Origin of the sequence: Peribacillus sp. NPDC097264 (assembly GCF_050277925.1) — a bacterium.
GTDB lineage: Bacteria > Bacillota > Bacilli > Bacillales > DSM-1321 > Peribacillus.
The window spans coordinates 47,557-69,970 of sequence record NZ_JBNNSR010000012.1; the positions used below are offsets into that span (position 1 = coordinate 47,557).

Consider the following 22,414-nt stretch of genomic DNA (forward strand, 5'->3'; position numbering starts at 1 on the left):
GATACTGGAGGTTGATTCATCTGCTTATTCATGGGGAGCTATCTCCCTTCCGCTTTGCGTCCGATAAATATCCTGGTAAACACGACTTTTGGCGAGTAGTTCTTCATGAGTACCCTTCGCCTCAATCATTCCGTCATCCATCACAAGAATCTGATCGGCATCCATAATCGAAGATATCTTGGATGAAACAATGAACACCGTCGAATCGGTAAATTCCCGCTTCAACGCCTGTAGGACCTTTGCTTCCGATAGAGCATCTATCGCTGACGTCGAGTCATCCAAGATCAAGATCCTAGGTTTTCGGATAAAGGCCCTTGCAATGGACAACCTTTGCTTTTGCCCACCTGACAAATTGTTGGCACCCTGAGTCAGCCTATACGAGAATGCCCCCTCAAAGCCCTTAACAAAATCAAGAGCGGCCGCGGATTGAGTCGCTGCTTCCATATCTGCCGTCCCCGCCTCCTCTTTTCCGAACCGTAGATTCTCTTCAATGCTTCCGGAAAACAGCGAGGCCCTTTGAGGAATATACCCAATCTCACCCCTTAGGCTTTTTAGAGGATAATCCTGTAAAGGGATGCCATCAATAGTAATCGTACCGGTATCAGGATCATATAAACGCGGAATCAACTTAACGAGGGTGGACTTCCCACTACCTGTTGAACCGATAATACCTATCTTTTGTCCTCCTCGGGCATGGAAACTAATATCTTTAATCACATATTCACCATTTTTGCTATAACTGTAATTCACACGTTCAAACTTCACATCCCCCGTCCTTGCCTGAACAGATGCTGGTTTGGAAGGTTCATTAATATCAATTTCCGTATCCAACACTTGTTGAATCCGGTCTGCCGAAGGAAAGGAGCGCGTGATTTGCATCAAGACGTGACTACTCGACATCAATCCGTTCATGATGATATTCAAGTAGTTGATGAAAGCTAATATGACACCGACCTGCATCGTTCCGTTTTCTACCCTGATTGCACCCATCCACATACCAGCCACCACACCCAAATTGATAACAAATAACAAAATGGGCATTAAGGCCATAATGGTCTGCTCTGCCGCTACATTTCGTTTCGTCAGCTTATCATTAAACTCCTTGAAACTCTCCTTTTCAAATTCCTGGCGGTCATATGCCTTAATGACCCGGATGCCACTCAGTGTCTCCTGGAGTTTTGTATTCACATGATCCATGGCTTCTTGAACCCGCTTAAATAACTTACCTGCCTGTGAGGAAAAATAAATAATGGCGACCATCAAAACAGGTACAGCGACCGCTAATATCGGAAACAATTCACGTGCTGTCACCCAGACGATAATGACGCTTCCAATAAACATGAGCGGTCCCCGGACAAATATCCGTAAGGTCATCATAAGAGAAGACTGCACAGAGGCAATATCATTTGTCACAATCGTGATCAGCTTCCCTGTCCCGAATGAATCAGTATTCTTACTAGAAAAAAGTTCCGTTTTCCAAAAAACATCCCTACGTACATCTGAAGCAAAATGAACAGCGGCTTTCGTGCTGTAAACAGTACAACCCAATCCACCTATCAGTCCAATCACTGCAGCTCCCAGCATCAAAAAGCCTAGTTTGGTCACATACACATTGTCTTGGTTGGCTATTCCCTCATCAATGATATGCTGCATCATAGTGGGTTGTAGTAAATCCATCGCTACCTCTATACACATACATAACGGTGCTAAAATCGCAAACAGCGTATATGGCTTCAGATAGGGCAATAACTTTCTTAACGACTTCACTTGCCTTCCCCTTCTTTCTAAAACAGTTCCTATTGGTTTAAAGGCTTTAACATTATTTTCACATGAAACTTTCTTCCATCACCCATTCCGTATACCTTGTAAAATAGCCCGTCAACATGTCCATTTTATGTAAACCTTTCTTCATATCGATTAATTTTAACACCCTAAAACCACTAAAAACAATTGAAATATCGCCAGATTTCATCTCACAAAATCGTATATAAACAAAAAATGGTGCAAAATCGTATGTTACCGATTTTGCACCATTTTCCCTCGTATCTTATTTCGTTGCTTCGAATTTATTCGTTATATCGTAATCTTTCTTCACTTCTGCTAACCAAACCGTGTATTCTTCTTGTAATTTATTATTTAGAAGCGCTTCTTTGATTTCTGGCTTGCTATCTTCTAAATTCGCTTTTTTAGCTTCTTTTTTACCCGTAACTTTTATGATATGGTATCCATACTCCGTTTTGACCGGGTCACTGACTTTATTAACGTCCATGTTGAAGGCAACGTCTTCAAATTCTTTAACCATATTACCTTTTCCGAAGTATCCTAAGCTTCCGCCTTTTTCCTTCGTTCCAGCATCAGTGGAATACTTGGTTGCCAGCTCAGCAAAGTCTCCGCCAGCAGCAAGTTCTTTTTCTACTTTTTCCGCTGTCTTTTTGTCTTCCACTAAAATATGACTAGCTTCCACTTGTTCTTCTTGGGCAAACGTATCTTTATTTTCTTCAAAATACGCGCTGATTTCATCATCAGTAACAGTAATCCTAGGTTCAACTAATTTTTTCGTATGAAGATAAACCACGATGTCTTGTTTCAATGCCGCTAGGGAAGAACCGCTCGCTTCCAATTGCTCTTTTAAAGCATCTTCTCCACCGTATGATTCAGCTAAGGTATCGATTTCTTTTTGGATTTCTTTCTCTGTAATTTTAATGCCTTCCTTATCTGCTTCTAATTCAACGATTTTATCAGTGATTAATTGATCGACCGTTTCTGCTCCATAATTTTTGACAAGTGTATCTTGTAGCTCTGCCTCTTTAATTTTCTCTCCGCCTACGCTCGCGACTGTCTTATCAGTAGAGACTACCATTGCATATATTAGGATGGCGGCGATAATTAATATGGCGCCTGCCCATACATATGTCTTCGTGCTTTTCAATAAATTCATATTCTCTCTCCCTTGATTTTTCATTTTATAATAGCAGGAAATTATTAAGAATATCTTAAGATTCCTCTTCACTCTGCTCTTAATGATTATACTAACATAATTTTTTCTCCACCGACATTTTAGAGTATCAAAGGAAACCGGCTTATCCAGTGGGCGACTTATCTACTATGCAAAAAAAAGCCTGGTCCGAGAAGGAGGACAACACCTTCTCAAACCAGGCTTCCATTTATTTGCGATGCATTTTAAATTCTAGAAAAAGGTCGTTATAACGGGCCAGATTTTTCTTTCCGATGTTTTCGTACACTTCTAGTTTATCAGTCAGTTCAGGAGATGGATAGAACCTCTCATCCTTCACTACTTCTTCCGGTAAATACTTCAAGGCTGCTTTATTCGGAGTGGAATAGCTTACATATTCCGCATTCTGTGCAGCCACTTCGGGATCTAACATGAAATTAATAAACTGATGGGCCGCATTCACGTTTTTCGTTGTTTTTGGGATGACCATATTATCGAACCATAAGTTCGATCCCTCTTTGGGCACCACATATTCAAGGGCTTCGTTTTCCGCCATGATTTCGGAGGCCACTCCTGACCAGACGATTCCAATAGCTGCTTCCTGCGTTTCCAGGAGCATGCGGCTCTCATCTCCAACAATCGCTTTTACATTTGGAGTAAGGCTATCAAGCTTCGTTTTCGCTTCTTGAAGGTGTTTTTCATTCGTATCATTTAGGGAATAATTCAACGAGTTTAGACCCATGCCGATTATTTCACGAGCACCATCCGTCAAAAGGATTTGATTTTTCAAATCTTTATCCCATAAGTCTTCCCAGCTTGTTATTTCTTTTCCCCCAAGCATCTTGGAATTATAAACAACCCCAACGGTACCCCAGAAGTAAGGGACCGAAAACTTGTTTTCCGGGTCGAAAGGTAAATCGATAAATCGCTCATCGATGTTTTTCAAATTTGGAAGTTTGGAATGATCCAGTGGAATCAACAGATTTTCTTTACGCATTTTATCAATCATATATTCGGACGGAATAGCCACGTCATAGGTGGTACCGCCCTGTTCAATCTTTGTCATCATTGCTTCATTCGAATCGAATGTCTCGTAAATGACCTTGATCCCGGTTTCTTCCTCGAATCGGTCAATCAAATCCGTATCGATATAGTCTCCCCAATTATAAATGGTCAGTGTATCGCTACTTGTAAATCCCTGCGATGAGTTCAACTTCGATGTCACATACAACAGCAAGGCAGAGGTGATTGAAATGACTAGGAACATTTGGACAATCTTCTTCATCTTTTCCCCCCCATTCCTGTATGCTTGACTCGCTGCGTAACAAAGTAATAGACAACGACCAATATTAGTGTGACAAAGAATAGCAAGGTCGATAACGCATTAATATTCAAGGAAATCCCACGGCGGGCCAATGAATAAATTTCCACTGATAAAGTAGAGAATCCATTACCCGTTACAAAGAACGTAACCGCAAAATCATCCAGTGAATAAGTCAATGCCATAAAGAAACCGGCAAAAATACCCGGTGAAATATAAGGCAGAATGACTTTCGACATTACATTCCATCGGCTCGCCCCTAAGTCTCGGGCTGCATCAATCAAGGTAGGGCTCATTTCTTGAAGCTTTGGAAGCACCAGTAACACAACAATTGGAATGCTAAAAGCGATATGTGATAGCAGTACCGAGTAGAACCCAAGCTTGATGCCAGCCATTGTGAAAAGAATCAAAAAGGAAGCACCAATAATGACATCTGGACTTACAATCAGGACGTTATTCAGGGATAAGAATGAATTCCTCATTTGGCTGTTTGTAAAAGAACGGATCCCAATGGCACCGATGACGCCGATAATCGTGGCGATTAGCGCCGACAATAAGGCAATCACAAGCGTATTTAAAACAATGATCAACAGCCTTGTATCCTGGAAAAGCTCCTTATACCAATCCAGCGTGAAACTCTCGAAGTCATACATCGTTCCACCGCTGTTAAACGAATAAAAGACTAAAAAGAAAATCGGCGCATAGAGTACCAGAAAAATCAGGACAAGGAAGACCCTCGATAACGGCGATAGTTTTTTTCTCAATTTACACACCCTGCTTTCGGTTACCCGTTACGAACATAATCAGGAACATAATAATGATTAAAAAGACGGCAATGGTAGAACCCATTCCCCAATCCTGGGTCACCAAGAAATGCTGTTCAATTGCAGTTCCGAGCGTAGTGACCCGATTTCCAGCAATTAGCCTTGTCAGCATGAACAGTGAAAGGGCTGGGATGAAAACAACCTGGCAGCCGGTTTTAACGCCATCGATCGTTAACGGGAATATCACGCGTCGGAAAGTCATCCAACGTGATGCGCCTAAATCATTAGCCGCATCTACAAGAGTCGGATTCATTTCGTCCAACGCATTGAATATTGGTAAAATCATGAATGGAATAAAAATATAAACGGAAACGAATATGAAACTGAAATCAGTAAAGAGTATCTGTTGTTTTCCGATTCCTATCGCTTCCAAAAAGGCATTCGTCATGCCATATGTGCCGAATATGCCAAGGAACGCATAGGCTTTTAATAACAGATTGATCCATGATGGCACAATGACCAGCAGCAGCCAAAGTTGCTTGTGTTTGGTCTTGGTCAGAAGATACGCTGTTGGATACGCTACTAATAGCGAGATCGCTGTAATTAAAAAGGCATACCAAAACGAACTGAGTGTCATCTTCAAATAAACGGGAGTGAAGAACTTTTGATAGTTAATTAACGACAGATTGCCTTCGATATCGAAAAAGGAATAATACAGAACCAGTAGTATCGGCGCAATGACGAAAAATGCAATCCATAAGATATAAGGGATAAAGTAAATATTTCTAGAAAACTTATTTTTCATGGCTTTCTCCACCATGGTACGCTTCTAAACGCTTATCGAACTCTTCCTCTGTTTCTCCCAAACGCATGACGTGTATGGCCTCTGGGTCAAAATATAGACCGATTTCATCCCCGACGGTCACCTTTTTCGTCGACTGGACTAGCCATTCATTTCCATCATGGTCATAACAGCTGATTTCATAGTGCACTCCACGAAATAACTGAGAGTCCACCCGAACTTGCAGTTTCCCTCGATCGACTGAAGTAATCTCTAAGTCTTCAGGTCGGATGACAATTTCCACGGCTTCATTACGATTCAATCCTTGGTCCACACATTCGAATTGTCTCCCTACAAACTCGACAAGGTAATCTTCAATCATTTTTCCTTTTACGATATTGGATTCGCCAATAAAGTCGGCAACAAAGCGATTCAGAGGTTCATCATAAATATCAATAGGCGTTCCGCTTTGTTGGATTTTCCCTTTATTAAGGACGAAAATTTCGTCTGACATCGCTAGCGCTTCTTCTTGGTCATGAGTGACGAAGATAAAAGTAATGCCAAGTCTTTGTTGCAATTCCCGCAATTCATACTGCATTTCGGTACGCAGTTTTAAATCCAGGGCTGATAATGGTTCATCTAGAAGAATGACTTCCGGTTCATTCACAATCGCCCGTGCAATCGCTACCCTCTGACGCTGACCGCCTGACATCTCCCTGATTTCGCGTTTTTCATAGCCATCCAAATTCACGAAACTTAGGGCTTCTTTCACCTTAACCTCGACGTCGGCGTTCTTCATTTTTTTTATCCGAAGTCCAAATGCCACATTCTCAAACACATTCAAATGTGGAAATAGGGCATAATCTTGAAAAACCGTGTTGACCTGACGTTTATTAGCCGGAACATTGTTGATTTTTTCACCTTCAAAATAAATATCACCTTTTGAAGCTTCCGTGAACCCTGCTATCAATCGTAGGATGGTCGTCTTACCACAACCCGATGGACCCAGTAGTGTATAAAACTTCCCTCTTTCAATTTCAAAACTGACATTTTCCAGAACAACTGTATCGTCATCGAATTGCTTCGTAACATTTTCAAACCGTATAATCTTTTCATTTGCCATAGAGACTTCCCTCTTTCCATTGAACCGCATGTTCTACTTTTCAAATAGACAAGCGTTTGCAATCACTAAATTCTATAAATATGATTCCGTCACCACCAGCAGTAATTCGGATGCTCCATCAAAATCATTGATGATTTGATGTTCATCGGATGCATGAAAGTAAATGGATTCCCCAGCTTTTACAAAATAGGTATGTGTACCAAGCTTCACAATCACCCTGCCACTCAATACATATCCAAAGGTTTCTGACAACGAGGGTTCAAACTGCTTGAACTCCCCTTTTTCCTGAAGTGTCAGCCGAATCGGTTCCATTTCTTTTTCATTGGATTCTGGTACAAGCCACTGAATCTGATAACCGCGCTCTTCATCAATGAAAAAGGTTTGCGTTTCTTCCTCATACACTACCTTTTGAACTTGCTCCTCTTCATCAAAGAAGTCTTTTGGAGTGCAGCCAAGTACTTCAAGGATATTAAAAAAAGTCTCTATTGAAGGTGAACTTAAATCTCTTTCCAACTGCGAGATATACCCTTTACTTAAATCCGTTCTCTCTCCCAGCTCTTCCTGAGTCAATCCTTTTTTTAAACGGAGATTTTTAATCTTTTTGCCAATATGCATAGTATTACCTCAATCCGTTTAGGAATAGTAAACTTACAGTCAATAAAGTTTTGTATTAGTAAACTTTAAGTTTAATTCAATTTTAATTTAACGGTCTTTATTATACAGGAATTAAGTAAAAGTTCAACGGTAATGCAAGGAAAAAATCCCGTTACGATGAGATGGCTAGATAGTCCGCCAACAACTGGGAAAAAGGAAGGCTGACTCTTGTATCCTTACCAGTATTTAATCAATCGTTTAATGAAAGTTTACCCGTTTAGATGCCCAATCCATTCTGCCGAAAGATGTGCATAATAAAAGGACCGCCATTTTCGGCAGTCCTTTTTCATCATAATCTGGCCGCAATCTCCTGGGCCCTTTTCTCTCCATCCGTAATACAATCAGGGATCCCTACCCCATAATATGAGCAACCTGCAAGAAGTACATTCGGATAGTTCGCTTTCATTTTCTGCTCTAGGGATTGAACAATGTAAGGGTGTTGAATGTGGTAATTCGGCATGTTGTCCTGCCACTTCGTAACTTCGCTTGATACAGGACACTCAGAAATATCCAAGCTTTTTTTAATATCCCCTAATGCCACTTGTATTAATTCTTGCTTCGATAATGACTGTAACCGATCATAATCAGGGTTGGAGCTTTTATAAAAGAGCCGGACTAGCAACTGGCTATTTTCTGAAGTATGCTCCCATTTTCTACTTGTCCAGGTACAGGCATTGCATATCAAATCACTATTTTCTCCGACAATGAATCCTGTTCCATCAGGCAGTGTACTGTCGGGGATATCGAATCCGAGGTATATACTGATCATCGAACTATTAAGCAATCCTGCAAAGTCCTGGTCCAGTTCAGTGTCACCCAATAGTTTTTGCGTAGTCGTATGCGGCGTACTTAAGACAATGAAATCCGTCTCGATGGTTTCTCCATTTACTAAGGTAACCGAATAGCGCTCTTCATTTTTCCTTATTCTATCAACCGGATTCCCTTTCAAAATGTCCACACAATCGAGAAGTTCTTCCAACCGTTCAACCAACATCGATAAACCATTCTTAAACGAAAGGAACTTTTTGTTCCCCTTGCTCCTGTATTTATCCTTATTCTCCGATAAGCCGCGGATGATGCTTCCATATTCATTTTTATAATTCAGCATCTCCGGTAATGTCTTGGCAATGGTCAGGTCATTTAACTTACCTGAATAAACGCCAGACAAAACTGGAGAAATCTGCTTCTGAACGAGTTCCTTACCCAGAAAGCTTTCCAGAAATAAACCGATTGAATCATTCTTCGTAAACGTCTCGTTTTTTGTGTAAAAATCTCTTAATGCGTCCACCTTACCCTGTGGAGAAATGAGTTCGGTTTTTGCCAAGGACTCCAGGCTCATCGGAATACCGAATAGAGCGTCTTCAGGTATTTTCTTCAGTTTCCCGTCCGTATGGATGAATGATGTTCCTGTGGCATTGTAGACCACATCATCTTCAAGACCCAATTCTTTGATAAATGGTTTTACATGTTGTTTTCTGGCAACAATCGAATCCGCACCCGCCTCCATCTTAAAAGCACCGTCATGAATCGTATTGATTTTACCGCCTAATGTATCATTTCCTTCTATCAGGATTAATCTTGCGGGAAGGTTATCCGCTTTCACGACCTTCTGTAAATGATACATGGTCGACAACCCTGTAATTCCTCCGCCAATGACTACAACTGTTTTCATATTTCCACACCTCTATTAGCATACTTATCAATAAACAAAGTGTACCATAAGGCAGAAGGGAAATTAAAACAGCCACGAATTCAACATGGACTTTTGAACCGGCTGTAACATTTCAGACAAATTCCAATCACTTAGTAGATGGTGTGCGAATGTTCCTTATCGATATCCCCCTAGCTTTGTTTTATCTTTTCCTTTTCTCTACGGTTGAAACTCCTCCAAGCGCACGAAAAGCACGGTCGATTAATTCGACCGTGCTTTTCCTGAATATGGTCAATGACTGTTTTCGTTGATACTAAGTGCTTCGCGTAAATTGATTTGCTGCCGGATTCTATTGGCAACATCCCTTGGTATTTTTCTTTTTTCAAACATTTCCTGAACGTCGTCACGTTCTGCCTGAATCGCCTTATAAAATAGTTCTCGTTCATAATTGACCATTTTACTAGGTTTACGCCCTTTATTTTCTCTTTTGTATCTCAAAATAAGTAATTTATACTCTTCGATGATCATGGAAGATGTCTCATGGTTTTCAGGTGTAATGCCTGCTTGTATCTCTTGGATAGCCACTTTATACATCCTGATCTTAAGGTCTTTCACCTTTTCTAGTCTCTCCAAATTGATTCTTCTTATTTCTTTTTTATTCGGGAAGAATAGTTTAAACACCTTTAACATCGATCGTCGGAAAAGTGTCAAGGACCTGTAAAAACGGAATTTCATCCGATTAGTGACTGCCCCTTCCATACGTTGGATATATTCCAAGCAAATATAAGCGGATTCCCTATCTACTTTCTCCTCTTTAATGAGTTGGTCCAGGAATTTCCTCTCCGCCTCAAGAGCTTTAAAGCGAAGTTCTTTTTCTTCTTCTCCAATTGTATTTGAACTTTTGCCCTGTTCAACATAGGAAAGCGCATTGATTTTCGTATGGTATCTCGAAATAATGGACATAGCCGCTTCCCGGTTTTCATCCGTCATTTGAGACTCCACAGTTTTAATCGCCGATTGATGTGCATGAATGGTAGCCAATTTTAGCTTATCAGCCTGCTTATCCACCACTTCTTCTTCCTCTGTTCGGGCCACGATAGGAAGGAAGACACTTGCAACGATCAAAGAAAGTAATATGACGCCCGCTGCAATGAAGATGATTAACGAGCGCTCCGGAAATGGACTGCCATCCGCTAATATATAGGGAATCGAAAAAGACCCTGCTAGTGTAACCGCTCCGCGTACTCCGGAAATGGTAATGATTCCTGCCGCCATGAAGTCCGGTTTTTGGACACCGGATTTATACGTCATCCAACCGATTGACCAAGCGGCAGTAATCCAGATGTATCTTAGGATAAATAGGAACAGAGTAATGACTACAATATAGAGAATCACTTGTCCATTATGGAATGCTGGATCTTGGAATATGATCTTGGCCACGCTAGGAATTTGCAGACCTAATAGAACGAATACCAAACCATTTAATACATATAGAATGACAGACCACGTACTCTTGGATACGACCTGCAATTCAACTGTTGGTGATAACTCTCGATCTCGTTCTATGGCATGAACAATTCCCCCTGCCACAACCGCTAAAATGCCTGAAAGGTGGAAATGCTCCACAACGAGGAAAATGATAAAAGGTGTTAGGATTTGGATCAACGTATGCATCGTTACATCTTCCATACCCAATCGGCGAATGATGACACGTAGCCTGATAATAATGAAGGACAAAACAGCCCCACCTACAAATCCCCCAATAGCTATCAAAATAAAACTAAATGTTGCATCGACCAGGGAGAAGACCCCCGTGACAGTAGCCGCAACAGCGAATTTAAAGGCTACCAGACCTGAAGCATCATTCATTAACCCTTCCCCTTCAAGAAGGTGCATGATACTTTTCGGTAACTTAAGCCTACTAGCCAAAGCACTGACCGCGACAACATCCGTAGGAGAAAGGATGGCCGCTAATGCAAATGCAGCAGGCAATGGGATAGAAGGAATCATCCAGTTAATAAGATATCCTCCAGCCCAAACGGTGACGAACACGAGGCCTAAAGCAAGCATGAGAATCGGTGTCCTCAACTTCCATAAGGCTGTACGAGGCACATTTTTACCATCGTTAAATAAAAGCGGTGCTATAAACAGAAGCAAAAAGAGTTCTGTTTCCATTTGTATATGTATACCTAAAGGTAAGAGTGCTATTACGACACCCAGTGCTATTTGAATTAACGGCACCGGTACAAAAGGGACAAAATGATTGATTACATTAGACGCTCCAATTAAGATAAGAAGCGCTAATATAACAAGAAAAAACTCCATACGAACATTCAACTTCCTTTCTTAACTATTTTCATAACTATAAGCGTACCATAATATACCCCCTCCGTTCATTCATTAACTATACTTCCCTTGAATTATGATGAGTTATCGATTTTTTTCACTAAAACCTTTTGAGCTCTATGATACGTAAGCCCGAAACCCTTTCCTCTTCTGGCTATACGCTATGTTCTGAATGGGCAACCTTTAGACACTAAGACCTCCTCCCTCAAGATAGATTAAAGAAATAAAAATGATTGAACGGACACTTTTGAAAATAGAAGGGGCAAGCACTACGGACATAGAATAGATGTTTGATTTTTGTACTATGTCTGAAAAGTGCAAGCCAAAAGTAGAAATGTGTTAAAGAAGCCCATGAACTTAAAAAGATGGTCGCCGAAACGTTTCAAAGAATAAACAACTACTCAAAAGTATCGATTGAAATCGCACGAGGTCATCTAACGAACCTTATATAGAAGGAAATGATCCATGACCCGACGATCCACAGGTTCAAAAGGCAGTAGTGGCCTGGCACAAATACCTCACGGATCCCTTTTATGATGTAGGTTAGACATACTAAAAAAAAGCCGTACGGCCAAATTGGTCGAACAGCTTTTAGCTTTTCTAGTATGCGCAATCTATTCATCCCTTCATTCAGGATGCTCCGGTACGAATAAACGCAGGTGCTTATGCAATACGGCTGCCTGAAAAGGCATTTGGACGCCCTTCTCCCCATCAATGTTAACCCCAAGGTCCTCCGAAGTGGAAACGTGAAGCCTAGAGGTCTGAATATATTCGATTTCATCGTGATGCTTAATCTCTCCCCTTAATAAACTTGGAATAATTTTTACAAGGAGTGGAAGAGAAAGATCCTTAATGATAAATATGTGCAACTTCCCGTCATTCACTTCCGCCTCTGGTGCAAGTTGTTCAAAACCACCGACAGAATTTGTCATCGTAGCAAACAGTAAATAAGTCTCACCGGTCCACCTTCCATGATCATGTTCCACAGTTATAGGGAATGGTGTCTTCTTGACTAACGTCTTTGCTCCTTCCAAAAAATAAGATAGTGAGCCAAGACGCGTTTTCTGCTCCACACTCACATTATAGGTAGCCTCTGCAATGGCCCCGACCGCCAATACATTCATGAAATAGCGATTATTGATCTTACCGATATCCGCTTCTTTAACCGCAGATTTTGTGTACATCTCCATTGCTTTGATAGGGTCTAACGGTATATTAAGTGCCCTTGCAAAGTCATTCACTGTTCCGAGTGGGATAATCCCTAATATGGGCCTATGCTCCTGTTCCGCGAGACCATTGACCGTCTCATTTACCGTACCATCTCCCCCCATTGAAATTACGGCATCATATTTCCCTTCACATGCTTCTTTTGCAAACCGCGAAGCATCACCCTCGCCCTTCGTTTTCCGAACCACTACTTGTTCATAAATATCTCCAAGCACCTTTTCCACATTGGGCAAAATTTCTCCTGCTTTTTCTTTTCCAGAGGATGGGTTAATAATGACCATAACTTTTTTAGACATAAGTGACCTCCTGTTATTTATTGCTATTAACAAGTTACCTCTTTACTAAAACACTAAAACCAATTTCCCATTCTTTTGCGAAAATAACCCCACCGATGAGTTAAAATCTTAGAAAACCCTTCGAATCTCACCCCCGTACTAGCAAAAATCCCCTGTACTATTCTGTTATATAAATTAATCTATTTAGTCTTGGCCGCTCCATCCCATCAATCCCACTTTTTAGGAAAACGTAGTAATCAGGTTTAGTTAAAAAGAAAAAAATAATAAAATATATCACAGAAAACCCTTGTTACAATAGGATTCTCCATACTAATTTGGAAATATTTTTAAATTTTCTGTGAAATGCCTATACTTTTTTAACCATCGGGTATATACTGTATTATAACAACAGACAGATATTAAAAACTGTACTACAGAAAGGAGAGTGTGACATGCAAACGAGTCAATTAGAAAACATGAAAGACCAATCATTAGCACAATGTACCGAATGTGGTGAAACCCTTTTTGATGGAACAGAATCTTACTTGATGGAATGCGATCGCTGCCTTTCTAAACGTGAAGAGTGAATAAGTCTTAAAAATAGAAAAGACCTTAATAAAGGAGGAAACCATCATGCAAACTAAAAAATCCATTGAATTTTTCAACAGTATCCCTGCCAAACATTGTCCAGAGTGTGGCGACCATATCGTCGAACACGCTGAATCTTACTTGATGGAATGTGACCGTTGCCTTTCTAAAAGCGAAGACTACTAAACAACTAAAAGGAGGAACAAATATGCAAACTAAAAATCCAATGGAATTCTTCAGAACCCTTCCACCCAAGCAATGCACCGAATGCGGGGAGCAAATCGTGGAACAAGCCGAATCCTACTTGTTGGAATGTGACCGTTGCCTTTCTAAAAGCGAAAACTATTAAAAAACAAGAAGGAGGTACCACCTATCATGCAAACTAAAAATCCAATGGAGTTCTTCAGAACCCTTCCACCCAAGCAATGCACCGAATGCGGGGAGCAAATCGTGGAACAAGCTGAATCCTACTTGATGGAATGTGACCACTGCCTTTCTAAAAGCGAAAACTATTAAAAAAACAATAAGGAGGTACCACCTATCATGCAAACTAAAAATCCAATGGAATTCTTCCGGACCCTTCCACCCAAGCAATGCACCGAATGCGGCGATCAAATTATGGAACAGGCTGAATCCTACCTCGTGGAATGTTACCACTGCCTTTCTAAAAAAGATGAATAATAAGAAAAGCCGCTGACATCAAAAGCTGTAAAGGCCAACTCTTTGATGTCAGCATATTTTTTATAGAACCTTATCCCCTACCTGCGACGAAATTTTTATTCATAATAAAAAGGATGCCTCATAAGACACCCTATTATCATCTGCTTTTTACATTTCAGTTTTCCACAAACCCATCCGCTGTTTTTCCGTTTACCTTCGTCTTGCGAAGTTTCAAATAATCTAAAGCAAAAATCATGAACTCAATGCCGAGTCGTTGTTCAGATTTCATGAAATTGGCACCTAATAGCCTTTCTAACTTTTCAAGGCGGTGGTAAAGTGTTTGTCTTACGATAAATAATTGTTTGGATGTCTCCTGTTTAGATCCATTACAGGCAAGATACGTTTTCAAGGTTGGCATTAACTCCCCGTTATTTCGTCTGTCATACTCAATGACAGGACCTAAATATTCATATACGGTTTCTTCCAAGTTTCCATGTTTGTTAATGAGCGCAATCATTCGATACATATGTAAATCTTGATAAAAATAGCTTCTGCTTTCCTCAGTTAATGTTTCCTGAAGCAACAAGGTCTCACGTGCCGTTTCATAACTCTTGTAAATTTCACTTAACTTTTGAACATATTTCCCAAACCCTATTGAAAGCACATTCATTCGGTTGCGACCCGTAGCATCCATCATTCTGATTCGATCCAGGGCCCCCATCACTCTCTCTTTCCAATCTCCAGGTGAACGGTTATCCCCTAAAATAAAGACCAGATGTTGGTGTACTTCCATAGAGAAAATCTGAAATCCATATTGTTCAAAAACGGATCTAAACAGGATTTTAAAATAAGTCCCTTCTAGTTTAGCAGAACCTTTATTATACCTTGAGTGTTGTTTGCAAATGCATACGATGCCGCCTTCCAATTGCATCTTCGGATCAATATAAGATAGTTGCTCCCGGATGACTTCATCACTATATTCCCCTTCGAGCCAGTTCGTTAGCCATTTGCTCTCTTCAGATATCTTTTTTTCCTCTAAATAGATTTCACGTAATAGATATTGAGCTAAAGCCGTAGCCGTTCGATCCAAGATAAGGGAATCAAAGTCGGTCAATTCTCGATTACTACTATAAATGACCAGTTCCGCATAATTTTCACCAAGGACACGAATCCTTTGTTTCAGAACGAATTTACTTAAATTTTGCTTTTCATATACTTCGGCTAACAATTGCTGGATGAGTTTTTTCTTTATTTTTGGAATACAGGCTATATCATTCTCATTGGGAATAAACATCACCTGAACATTTAAATACGAATGAAGAAATTTTAGAATTGGTTCATAATGGTCAATTTCGAGGAGTTTTTTATTCAACTGCTGTGAGTAGGTTTCTAGGTTGGAGATCATCTGATACTGTTTATTAATGATTAAGGAATGAATGTCCTGAGTAATTTCAACAAAAGGAACTTCCTGATTAAATAAAATGAGGGGAAAGCCTTGCTCGTCTGCAAGGTCTATCGCACTCTGTGGAATGGCCATGGCATGGGTAGCCATCTCTATACAGAGTCCTGCCGCATTACATGTAATGAGCTGATTTAAAAAAGAAAGGAATGTACTATCTGAATCCTTCCACCCCAGACCGGTGGTAAGAATTAGTTCGTTTCCATTTAACAAGTGACTGATTTGGGTGACTTCCAAACAGTGGACCCATTTGACTTGGCGTTTTAACCCACCTTCGCCTCCGACCACATCCGTCCGGTTAAAATGCCTGCGCGTTAGAATTTCCTCAATTGTAATCGACGTATTCATCCATCCACCATCCTTTTATAGCTATAAAACCTATTATAAACGGACTGTCTGTAAATCTCCAGATACTGGACATAATAACTAACGTCAAAATTATACAAAATTTTCAGTTATTTTTGTAGAAATCATGCTATGCATTTCATTCCTAGTAGTTTCCCTCTTCATATTCTTACTATCTATTCATAAATGAACATAAAAAATGACCTATTCAACTGAAAATAGGCCAGCTTAACAGCTTTACATCCTTAGGGGATACATGTTTTTAATTTAGTTTTTTAAAAAGCAATGTTGAGAAATATTTTCTGCCTTCTGGAGTCTTGATATTCAACTGCTTCCATTCCTGCTTCGTTCCTTCAATCAATTCGAAATCAAGGAAAGCGCCACTTAAGTTTTCAGAAACCCGGGTGATTCTGTACCCTCGTTCAAGTAAAAAATCAATTTGTTCCCTTTCTAAGCGATACTCTTGGTATTCAGACATGTCCCACTCCTCCTTATTTAACGTTTTCCCCGCCTAAAGGCATATTCAGTACCTCTTCTTCGTCAACCATTCTCTTTCCGATATCCCAATCCTTGCCGACGGAGATTCCTAAATATTTCTCATCGCTCGGATCTATAATCTCTGCCTGTTCGTACTTCTTGAACCACCAATATTTAGCCAGTACATAATAGGTTGCACTTCCGAGTATAAAACCGACTATAAATGAGTAATTGGAAAAAATCGTTGCCCCGCTTCCACCAATGATCCAGGCAATGATTCCCGCCCAATTTACACCGTTTTTATACTTATATTGCCCTTCACTTTCATATAGTTCTGGTACATTGACACGGCGCTTACGAAGAAAGTAATAATCAGCCACCAAAATACCCACAATGGAGGCTAAAATCCCACCGACAATTAACAAAACCTCAATGATGATACCGAAAAGGCTCCATGGCTGAACAACGATTCCAATGATTCCCGCAACCACAACTCCCGACCAAAACGGCATTCTTGGTCCCATTACATTCGAGAAGATGGTTGCTGCCGGAATAACATTAGCCGAAGTATTCGTTGACCACTGAGCAAAAACGATCATTAGTAATAGAACACCAAGGGTAATGCCACTGGCTGACCCCTGTATAGCAACAACAGGATCATAATTGGAAACGGCCATGTAAGAAACGGCTCCGATAATAACCATGAAGGTTTGGGTAATAGGATAGGTAATAACGTTCCCTATAATCTGCCCTTTATTGCGTTTGAACCAGTTCTTCTCATTTTTTGGTGCCTCTATAAAACGGGAAAGTGTCGGCATATCCGCGGTCAACGTTCCCCAAAACCCCATATTCGACATGATGACGACCATGAAAGCTGTTACAGCCGCCCCTCCGGTTGCCGGACTCTCAATCCATGACCAGACTTCCCTACCTTGTGCGACTGCTTGGTCAGAAAGCGTAAAATACATCCAGCCGGAAATCAAGATGATAACTGGGGCTGCCAAATCGGCAAACCGTTCGATTGACTTGATTCCCATGGCTGTATTGACTAATTGCAAAATGGCAAAAACCAAAAAGCAGATAAACCAATTATTAAAGTTAAAAAGAGTGGCAAAGATAGCGTTCATCGCAGTAGCACCGAAATAAGTGTTCAATCCAAACCAGCAAGAGGCAACAAACGCCCTGACAAGTGAAGGGATATGAGTGCCAATCGTTCCGAAAGGCGCCCTCATGTATACAGGAAATGAAATTCCATGTTCAACGCCTATATCCCCTGTCATTGTCATCAAGAAGCCAAGAACTACGCAGGCGATTACTGTCGCAAGTACGACCCAACCAAGCGATAGGCTTTGGACCCCATTCCCTCCAATGGCAAAGGCGGCCAATACGACAGCCATCCCCACCCAGATGAAGCCAAATCCTACTGCGCTAATGTTCTTCTCTCTATGCGGTATAGGCAGCAAATCGGGAGACTTTAAATAATCCTTATTTTCGCTCATCCATAAAATCCCCCTTTAATTTGCTTTAAATATCCATGATAACTTTAGACCGGAAGCTTATTCTCTGAAACCGACTCAAGCGACGTATTATACTTAGCCCGCTTCAAGAACTGCCCTTTACCAGCCTCCCCTACAAACTGTTTATCACGAATGACGAACTGACCACGAGATAAGACAGAAACGGGTTCACCTGTAATTTCCAGTCCTTCAAAAGCATTGTAATCTACAGCCATATGATGGGTTTCAGCGGAAATGGTCCGCTCCACTTTCGGGTCGAAGATAACAAGGTCGGCATCCGATCCAACTGCAATCGTTCCTTTTTGTGGAAATAAACCAAACAACTTGGCTACTCTTGTAGAAGTAATATCGACAAACTGATTCAGGGTGATGCGGTCTTTTTTGACTCCCTCTGAATAAAGGATACTCATTCGGTCTTCAATAGTCGGTCCACCGTTCGGAATCTTGGTAAAGTCGTCCCGACCCAAGTCCTTTTGTCCTTTAAAGTCAAAGGAACACTGATCAGAGCCTATGGTTTGCAGCTGGCCTGTCTTTAAAGCATTCCATAGCACATCCTGATCCTTCTTCTTCCTCAATGGTGGCGACCATACGTATTTGGCTCCTTCAAAATTGGGCTTTTCGAGATAGCTTTGATCCAGCACCAGATATTGAGGACATGTTTCTCCCCAGATATCGACGCCCTTATTTCTTGCTTCAGTAATCTTCTCAACCGCATCTTCGCAAGTGACATGAACGACGTAAAGCTGTCCATTCGCCATTTCCGTCAACTTCGCTGCTCTTCCGGTCGCTTCTCCTTCAAGCTCAGGAGGTCTAGTTAAGGCATGATAAATTGGATCGGTCTGTCCCTTTGCGAGTGCCTGCTTTGTTAAATAATCGATGACATCGCCATTTTCTGCGTGGACCATGACAAGGGCACCAAGTTCTTTCGCCTGCAGCAAAGTCCGATAAAGCGTTGCATCATCTGCTTGAAAAACATTTTTGTATGCCATGAACACTTTAAAGGAAGAAATCCCTTCTTCATCAATGATGCTTGGCAGTTCAGCCAGAACTTCATCATTGATTTCACTGATCATGAGATGAAAGCTATAATCGATGGCGGCTTTGCCGTCCGCTTTCTTGTGCCATGTTTCAATGGCATTCTTTAAAGGCTCCCCCTTTTCCGTTAAGCAGAAATCGATGACAGTCGTCGTGCCCCCATATGCGGCTGCAATCGTTCCCGTTTCATAATCGTCCTTCGTGGTCGTCCCACCAAACGGCATATCTAGATGGGTATGTGGGTCTATACCCCCTGGGAATATTAGTGCGCCCTTGGCATCAATGATTTCAGCTCCCTCGGCTGATAGGTCTTTACCAATCATTGTAATGACTTCATTTTCAATCAAAATATCTGCTTGGTACGTATCTGCAGCCGTTGCTATAGTGCCGTTCTTAATAATTTTTTTCATAATTTACCCCTCCATTATTTTACGAAATCCACACGTTCATTACCGATGTTGCCTAGCAAACCTTGACGCTCATTCCAAGTCATAGGGGCTAGATCGCTGGCCATTTCAATCATGTCAATCGCTCCATCGACCGGACACACGATTGAACAAAGGTTACAGCCGACGCAATCTTCTTCACGCACCCGTAAAAATGAGTTGCCTGAAGTGTCCTTTAACATATCAATACATTGGTGGGAAGTATCTTCACAGGCTATATGGCATTTATTGCAGTTGATGCACACATCATTATTGATGCGGGCCACGACTTTATAATTCAAATCCAGATTTCCCCAGTCAGAGTAGCGCGATACGGACTTACCGACAATGTCCATTACAGAAGCAATCCCTTTTTCATCAAGGTAATTGGATAATCCATCAATCATGTCTTCGACGATCCGGAAACCATGATGCATAGCGGCTGTACAAATCTGTACGCCAGTCGACCCCATCAATAAAAACTCGACCGTATCCTGCCAGTTAGAAATCCCCCCAATACCGGATATCGGGACATTAATCCCTGGGTTCCTTGCGCATTCAGCCACCATATTCAAGGCTATGGGCTTCACTGCAGGACCACAGTACCCGCCATGGGCCCCTTTTCCGCCAACATGGGGGATTGTATTCCAGGAGTGAATATCCACCCCTGCAAGGCTATTGATCGTATTGATCATACTAATTGCATCCGCACCGCCTCTTACGGCTGCTTCTGCCGTAACCGTGATGTCCGTAATATTTGGGGTCAGCTTGACGATGACAGGTTTCGAGGCCGCTTCCTTCGCCCAATATGTTTGCTTTTCCACCAGTTCAGGTACCTGCCCTGAAGCAGCCCCCATCCCTCTTTCGGCCATGCCATGCGGACATCCAAAATTCAGCTCGTAACCATCAACGCCTACATCCTCTATCCGTTTGATAATTTCATGCCACTTTTCCTGTTGTGGCTCGACCATTACGGACGCTATGATTGCGTGATTGGGAAACTTCTTTTTCGTTTCATATATCTCTTTAAGATTCACTTCAAGAGGTCGATCCGTAATTAGTTCAATATTATTGAATCCAGCAACTCTTTGGCCGTTAAACCCAACGGCTGCAAAGCGGGAAGAAACATTTAGGATTGGATCCCCAAGCGTCTTCCAAACAGCTCCTCCCCATCCGGCTTCAAAAGCCCTCTGCACTTGATAACCCGAATTAGTTGGTGGTGCCGAAGCAAGCCAAAAGGGGTTAGGAGATTTGATACCTGCAAGATTAATTGATAAATCAGCCATTGATACGCCTCCTAGTTATTGTTTTATTAAGCTATATCTTCTGTCTTGCTCATTAACACTCCGTCAATTTCATAGGCTGTCATTTTCCCTTGCTGGGCAGCGGAAACGACCATAGCCTCTCCTTGGCCCTTCCCAAATATGACATCGCCACAGGCGAACACTTTTTCATTCGACGTCTTATAGGAGTCTCCAGTTAAGGTAACGACACCTCCATCGTGATCGATGTTAAATTGTTCAAGTAGACCAACATAACGTGATTGACCAATCGCACGAATCACACCATCGGCCGGAAGGATGAACTCAGAGCCTGCAATTGGAACCGGTCGTCTGCGACCATCTTCCCCTGCCTCACTCAGTTCCATCTTCACACATTCAATGCCTGTTACCTGGCCCTTTTCATCGGCAACGATTCTTGAAGGATTCGTCAGCCAATGGAATCGGACACCTTCCTGTTTGGCAAACTCATATTCAAAATCATACGCCGTCATTTCCGCCTGGGTCCGACGATAAATGATACCAGCCTCTTCAGCACCAAGACGGACCGAGCAGGTTGCAGCATCGATTGCTGTATTTCCAGCTCCAATGACCATCAGCTTCTTCCCAACGAACTTATCGGTGATATCCTCCGTTTTCGTTGCTTTTACGAAATCGATTGCATCGTAGACTTCAGCCAAGTCCTCCCCTTCAATCCCAAGCTTTGGTACATCTGACATACCAATTGCCAAAACAACGGCATCATAGTCCTTAATCAGTTGGTTAGCAGAGATATCCACCCCAACCCTTGAATTCGTTCGGATCTCGACATCAAGGTTCTTTACTTGATCGACTTCCCAATAGGAGATGTGCTGAGGTAATCGGAAAGACACTATTCCGTAAGTGTTTAATCCGCCAGGGTTCTTTTCTGCTTCGAAGATGGTTACGCTGTAGCCAAGCAAGGCCAATTCCCTTGCTGCAGACAAGCCCGCAGGACCACTGCCGACAATGGCAACCGTTTTGCCATTCTTCTTGCCAGCCTTGAATAGAGCTTGTTTATTTTGAATGGCCCAATCTGTGGAATAACGCTGGAGATCGCCAATAGGAATTGGCTTTGTAGAATGATTTAGAACACATGCCCCTTCACATAACTCTTCTGTCGGACATACCCGCGCACAACTGGCACCGACTGGATTAGCCGTCATGATCGTTTTGGCCGACCCTTTTAGATTTCCTGATGCGATTTTTTTTATAAAGGTCGGGATGTCTATCCCTGTGGGGCAGGCCTGGATACAAGGAGCATCATAACAGTATAAACATCGATTAGATTCTTCCAGTGCCTCTCTTGGGGTTAAGCCCCTCTCTGCCTCCTGAAAGTTTCTCTTCAAATCGTCTTTTAACGAGCTTGTCATATCCATCTACTATTCTCCTTCCAAAAAATTATTGTGGAAAATAAAAAAGGAGGAATTGCCTATAGTCAATGAACTAGCAATATCCTATCCCTACTTTTGATGATTTATGGCTGTAGCACTGTCATTTTTATCTTACAGGTTA

Annotated in this window: 21 protein-coding genes; 5 read left to right on the forward strand and 16 right to left on the reverse strand. The window is 41.6% G+C overall.

Going from position 1 to position 22,414, the window contains the following annotated elements; genetic code table 11:
• Positions 1-24: 24 nt before the first annotated feature.
• The 10 genes from ACQKL0_RS17570 to ACQKL0_RS17615 form a co-directional block, all read right to left on the reverse strand.
• Complete coding sequence (locus ACQKL0_RS17570; RefSeq protein WP_427688889.1) at positions 25-1,767, reverse strand: ABC transporter ATP-binding protein; 1,743 nt, start codon at positions 1,765-1,767, stop codon at positions 25-27.
• A 280-nt stretch (positions 1,768-2,047) separates the two neighbouring features.
• Positions 2,048-2,938 carry a peptidylprolyl isomerase gene (locus tag ACQKL0_RS17575; RefSeq protein ID WP_402875590.1) on the reverse strand — a complete coding sequence of 297 codons (891 nt, stop codon included), beginning with the start codon at positions 2,936-2,938 and terminating at the stop codon, positions 2,048-2,050.
• 226 nt (positions 2,939-3,164) lie between these two features.
• The gene (locus tag ACQKL0_RS17580; protein ID WP_402875589.1) at positions 3,165-4,238 is read right to left on the reverse strand and encodes an ABC transporter substrate-binding protein; all 1,074 of its coding nucleotides are present in this window, start codon (positions 4,236-4,238) and stop codon (positions 3,165-3,167) included.
• Complete coding sequence (locus ACQKL0_RS17585) at positions 4,235-5,038, reverse strand: ABC transporter permease (RefSeq protein ID WP_402875588.1); 804 nt, start codon at positions 5,036-5,038, stop codon at positions 4,235-4,237. The genes ACQKL0_RS17580 and ACQKL0_RS17585 overlap by 4 nt, the downstream gene beginning before the upstream one ends.
• A gap of 1 nt (position 5,039) precedes the next feature.
• Positions 5,040-5,843 (reverse strand): ABC transporter permease, encoded by an 804-nt coding sequence (locus tag ACQKL0_RS17590; RefSeq protein ID WP_402875586.1) that lies wholly within the window; start codon positions 5,841-5,843, stop codon positions 5,040-5,042.
• Complete coding sequence (locus ACQKL0_RS17595; protein WP_427688891.1) at positions 5,833-6,942, reverse strand: ABC transporter ATP-binding protein; 1,110 nt, start codon at positions 6,940-6,942, stop codon at positions 5,833-5,835. The genes ACQKL0_RS17590 and ACQKL0_RS17595 overlap by 11 nt, the downstream gene beginning before the upstream one ends.
• Before the next feature lie 72 nt (positions 6,943-7,014).
• Positions 7,015-7,557, reverse strand: a complete 543-nt coding sequence (locus tag ACQKL0_RS17600; RefSeq protein ID WP_402875580.1) for a helix-turn-helix domain-containing protein — start codon at positions 7,555-7,557, stop codon at positions 7,015-7,017.
• 328 nt (positions 7,558-7,885) lie between these two features.
• Positions 7,886-9,268: a protoporphyrinogen oxidase gene (locus ACQKL0_RS17605; protein ID WP_402991377.1), complete on the reverse strand. Its 1,383-nt coding sequence runs from the start codon at positions 9,266-9,268 to the stop codon at positions 7,886-7,888.
• Between the two features lie 270 nt (positions 9,269-9,538).
• Positions 9,539-11,572 carry a Na+/H+ antiporter gene (locus ACQKL0_RS17610; RefSeq protein WP_402875650.1) on the reverse strand — a complete coding sequence of 678 codons (2,034 nt, stop codon included), beginning with the start codon at positions 11,570-11,572 and terminating at the stop codon, positions 9,539-9,541.
• Between the two features lie 647 nt (positions 11,573-12,219).
• A complete protein-coding gene (locus tag ACQKL0_RS17615; protein WP_427592086.1) occupies positions 12,220-13,116 on the reverse strand; it encodes a diacylglycerol/lipid kinase family protein in 897 nt (298 codons plus the stop codon).
• 431 nt (positions 13,117-13,547) lie between these two features.
• Between ACQKL0_RS17615 and yhfH (ACQKL0_RS17620) the strand changes: the two genes are divergently transcribed.
• From yhfH (ACQKL0_RS17620) to yhfH (ACQKL0_RS17640), 5 genes are read left to right on the forward strand one after another with little or no spacing between them, the layout of a single operon-like run.
• Complete coding sequence (yhfH, locus tag ACQKL0_RS17620; RefSeq protein WP_402875574.1) at positions 13,548-13,682, forward strand: protein YhfH; 135 nt, start codon at positions 13,548-13,550, stop codon at positions 13,680-13,682.
• Positions 13,683-13,728: 46 nt separating this feature from the next.
• Positions 13,729-13,869 (forward strand): protein YhfH, encoded by a 141-nt coding sequence (gene yhfH, locus ACQKL0_RS17625; protein ID WP_403125202.1) that lies wholly within the window; start codon positions 13,729-13,731, stop codon positions 13,867-13,869.
• Between the two features lie 22 nt (positions 13,870-13,891).
• On the forward strand, positions 13,892-14,032 hold the full coding sequence (gene yhfH / locus ACQKL0_RS17630) for a protein YhfH (RefSeq protein WP_402959253.1): 141 nt from the start codon (positions 13,892-13,894) through the stop codon (positions 14,030-14,032).
• A gap of 26 nt (positions 14,033-14,058) precedes the next feature.
• Positions 14,059-14,199 (forward strand): protein YhfH, encoded by a 141-nt coding sequence (gene yhfH, locus ACQKL0_RS17635; RefSeq protein WP_402959255.1) that lies wholly within the window; start codon positions 14,059-14,061, stop codon positions 14,197-14,199.
• A gap of 27 nt (positions 14,200-14,226) precedes the next feature.
• Positions 14,227-14,364: a protein YhfH gene (yhfH, locus tag ACQKL0_RS17640; RefSeq protein ID WP_427688894.1), complete on the forward strand. Its 138-nt coding sequence runs from the start codon at positions 14,227-14,229 to the stop codon at positions 14,362-14,364.
• A 154-nt stretch (positions 14,365-14,518) separates the two neighbouring features.
• On the opposite strand, the gene ACQKL0_RS17645 is transcribed toward yhfH (ACQKL0_RS17640), so the two are convergent.
• The 6 genes from ACQKL0_RS17645 to ACQKL0_RS17670 form a co-directional block, all read right to left on the reverse strand.
• The gene (locus ACQKL0_RS17645; protein WP_427688896.1) at positions 14,519-16,150 is read right to left on the reverse strand and encodes a PucR family transcriptional regulator; all 1,632 of its coding nucleotides are present in this window, start codon (positions 16,148-16,150) and stop codon (positions 14,519-14,521) included.
• Positions 16,151-16,409: 259 nt separating this feature from the next.
• Positions 16,410-16,625, reverse strand: coding sequence for a hypothetical protein (locus tag ACQKL0_RS17650; RefSeq protein WP_402875565.1), 216 nt, complete (start codon positions 16,623-16,625; stop codon positions 16,410-16,412).
• Between the two features lie 13 nt (positions 16,626-16,638).
• On the reverse strand, positions 16,639-18,123 hold the full coding sequence (locus ACQKL0_RS17655) for an NCS1 family transporter (protein WP_402875563.1): 1,485 nt from the start codon (positions 18,121-18,123) through the stop codon (positions 16,639-16,641).
• A gap of 44 nt (positions 18,124-18,167) precedes the next feature.
• Complete coding sequence (gene hydA / locus ACQKL0_RS17660; RefSeq protein ID WP_402875561.1) at positions 18,168-19,586, reverse strand: dihydropyrimidinase; 1,419 nt, start codon at positions 19,584-19,586, stop codon at positions 18,168-18,170.
• Between the two features lie 14 nt (positions 19,587-19,600).
• Entirely contained in the window at positions 19,601-20,887 is a 1,287-nt protein-coding gene (gene preA, locus ACQKL0_RS17665) for an NAD-dependent dihydropyrimidine dehydrogenase subunit PreA (protein WP_402875559.1), read from the reverse strand.
• Positions 20,888-20,913: 26 nt separating this feature from the next.
• Positions 20,914-22,272, reverse strand: coding sequence for an NAD(P)-dependent oxidoreductase (locus ACQKL0_RS17670; RefSeq protein WP_402875649.1), 1,359 nt, complete (start codon positions 22,270-22,272; stop codon positions 20,914-20,916).
• Between the last annotated feature and the right edge of the window lie 142 nt (positions 22,273-22,414).

Coding starts and splice junctions, on each gene's coding strand:
- yhfH (WP_402959253.1), top strand. CDS start 13,892: ATGCAAACTAAAAATCCAATGGAATTCTTCAGAACCCTTCCACCCAAG.
- ACQKL0_RS17575 (WP_402875590.1), bottom strand. CDS start 2,938: ATGAATTTATTGAAAAGCACGAAGACATATGTATGGGCAGGCGCCATA.
- ACQKL0_RS17580 (WP_402875589.1), bottom strand. CDS start 4,238: ATGAAGAAGATTGTCCAAATGTTCCTAGTCATTTCAATCACCTCTGCC.
- yhfH (WP_427688894.1), top strand. CDS start 14,227: ATGCAAACTAAAAATCCAATGGAATTCTTCCGGACCCTTCCACCCAAG.
- ACQKL0_RS17670 (WP_402875649.1), bottom strand. CDS start 22,272: ATGACAAGCTCGTTAAAAGACGATTTGAAGAGAAACTTTCAGGAGGCA.
- yhfH (WP_402875574.1), top strand. CDS start 13,548: ATGCAAACGAGTCAATTAGAAAACATGAAAGACCAATCATTAGCACAA.
- ACQKL0_RS17590 (WP_402875586.1), bottom strand. CDS start 5,843: ATGAAAAATAAGTTTTCTAGAAATATTTACTTTATCCCTTATATCTTA.
- ACQKL0_RS17595 (WP_427688891.1), bottom strand. CDS start 6,942: ATGGCAAATGAAAAGATTATACGGTTTGAAAATGTTACGAAGCAATTC.
- ACQKL0_RS17615 (WP_427592086.1), bottom strand. CDS start 13,116: ATGTCTAAAAAAGTTATGGTCATTATTAACCCATCCTCTGGAAAAGAA.
- ACQKL0_RS17655 (WP_402875563.1), bottom strand. CDS start 18,123: ATGAGCGAAAATAAGGATTATTTAAAGTCTCCCGATTTGCTGCCTATA.
- ACQKL0_RS17600 (WP_402875580.1), bottom strand. CDS start 7,557: ATGCATATTGGCAAAAAGATTAAAAATCTCCGTTTAAAAAAAGGATTG.
- ACQKL0_RS17645 (WP_427688896.1), bottom strand. CDS start 16,150: ATGAATACGTCGATTACAATTGAGGAAATTCTAACGCGCAGGCATTTT.
- yhfH (WP_403125202.1), top strand. CDS start 13,729: ATGCAAACTAAAAAATCCATTGAATTTTTCAACAGTATCCCTGCCAAA.
- yhfH (WP_402959255.1), top strand. CDS start 14,059: ATGCAAACTAAAAATCCAATGGAGTTCTTCAGAACCCTTCCACCCAAG.
- ACQKL0_RS17650 (WP_402875565.1), bottom strand. CDS start 16,625: ATGTCTGAATACCAAGAGTATCGCTTAGAAAGGGAACAAATTGATTTT.
- hydA (WP_402875561.1), bottom strand. CDS start 19,586: ATGAAAAAAATTATTAAGAACGGCACTATAGCAACGGCTGCAGATACG.
- preA (WP_402875559.1), bottom strand. CDS start 20,887: ATGGCTGATTTATCAATTAATCTTGCAGGTATCAAATCTCCTAACCCC.
- ACQKL0_RS17610 (WP_402875650.1), bottom strand. CDS start 11,572: ATGGAGTTTTTTCTTGTTATATTAGCGCTTCTTATCTTAATTGGAGCG.
- ACQKL0_RS17605 (WP_402991377.1), bottom strand. CDS start 9,268: ATGAAAACAGTTGTAGTCATTGGCGGAGGAATTACAGGGTTGTCGACC.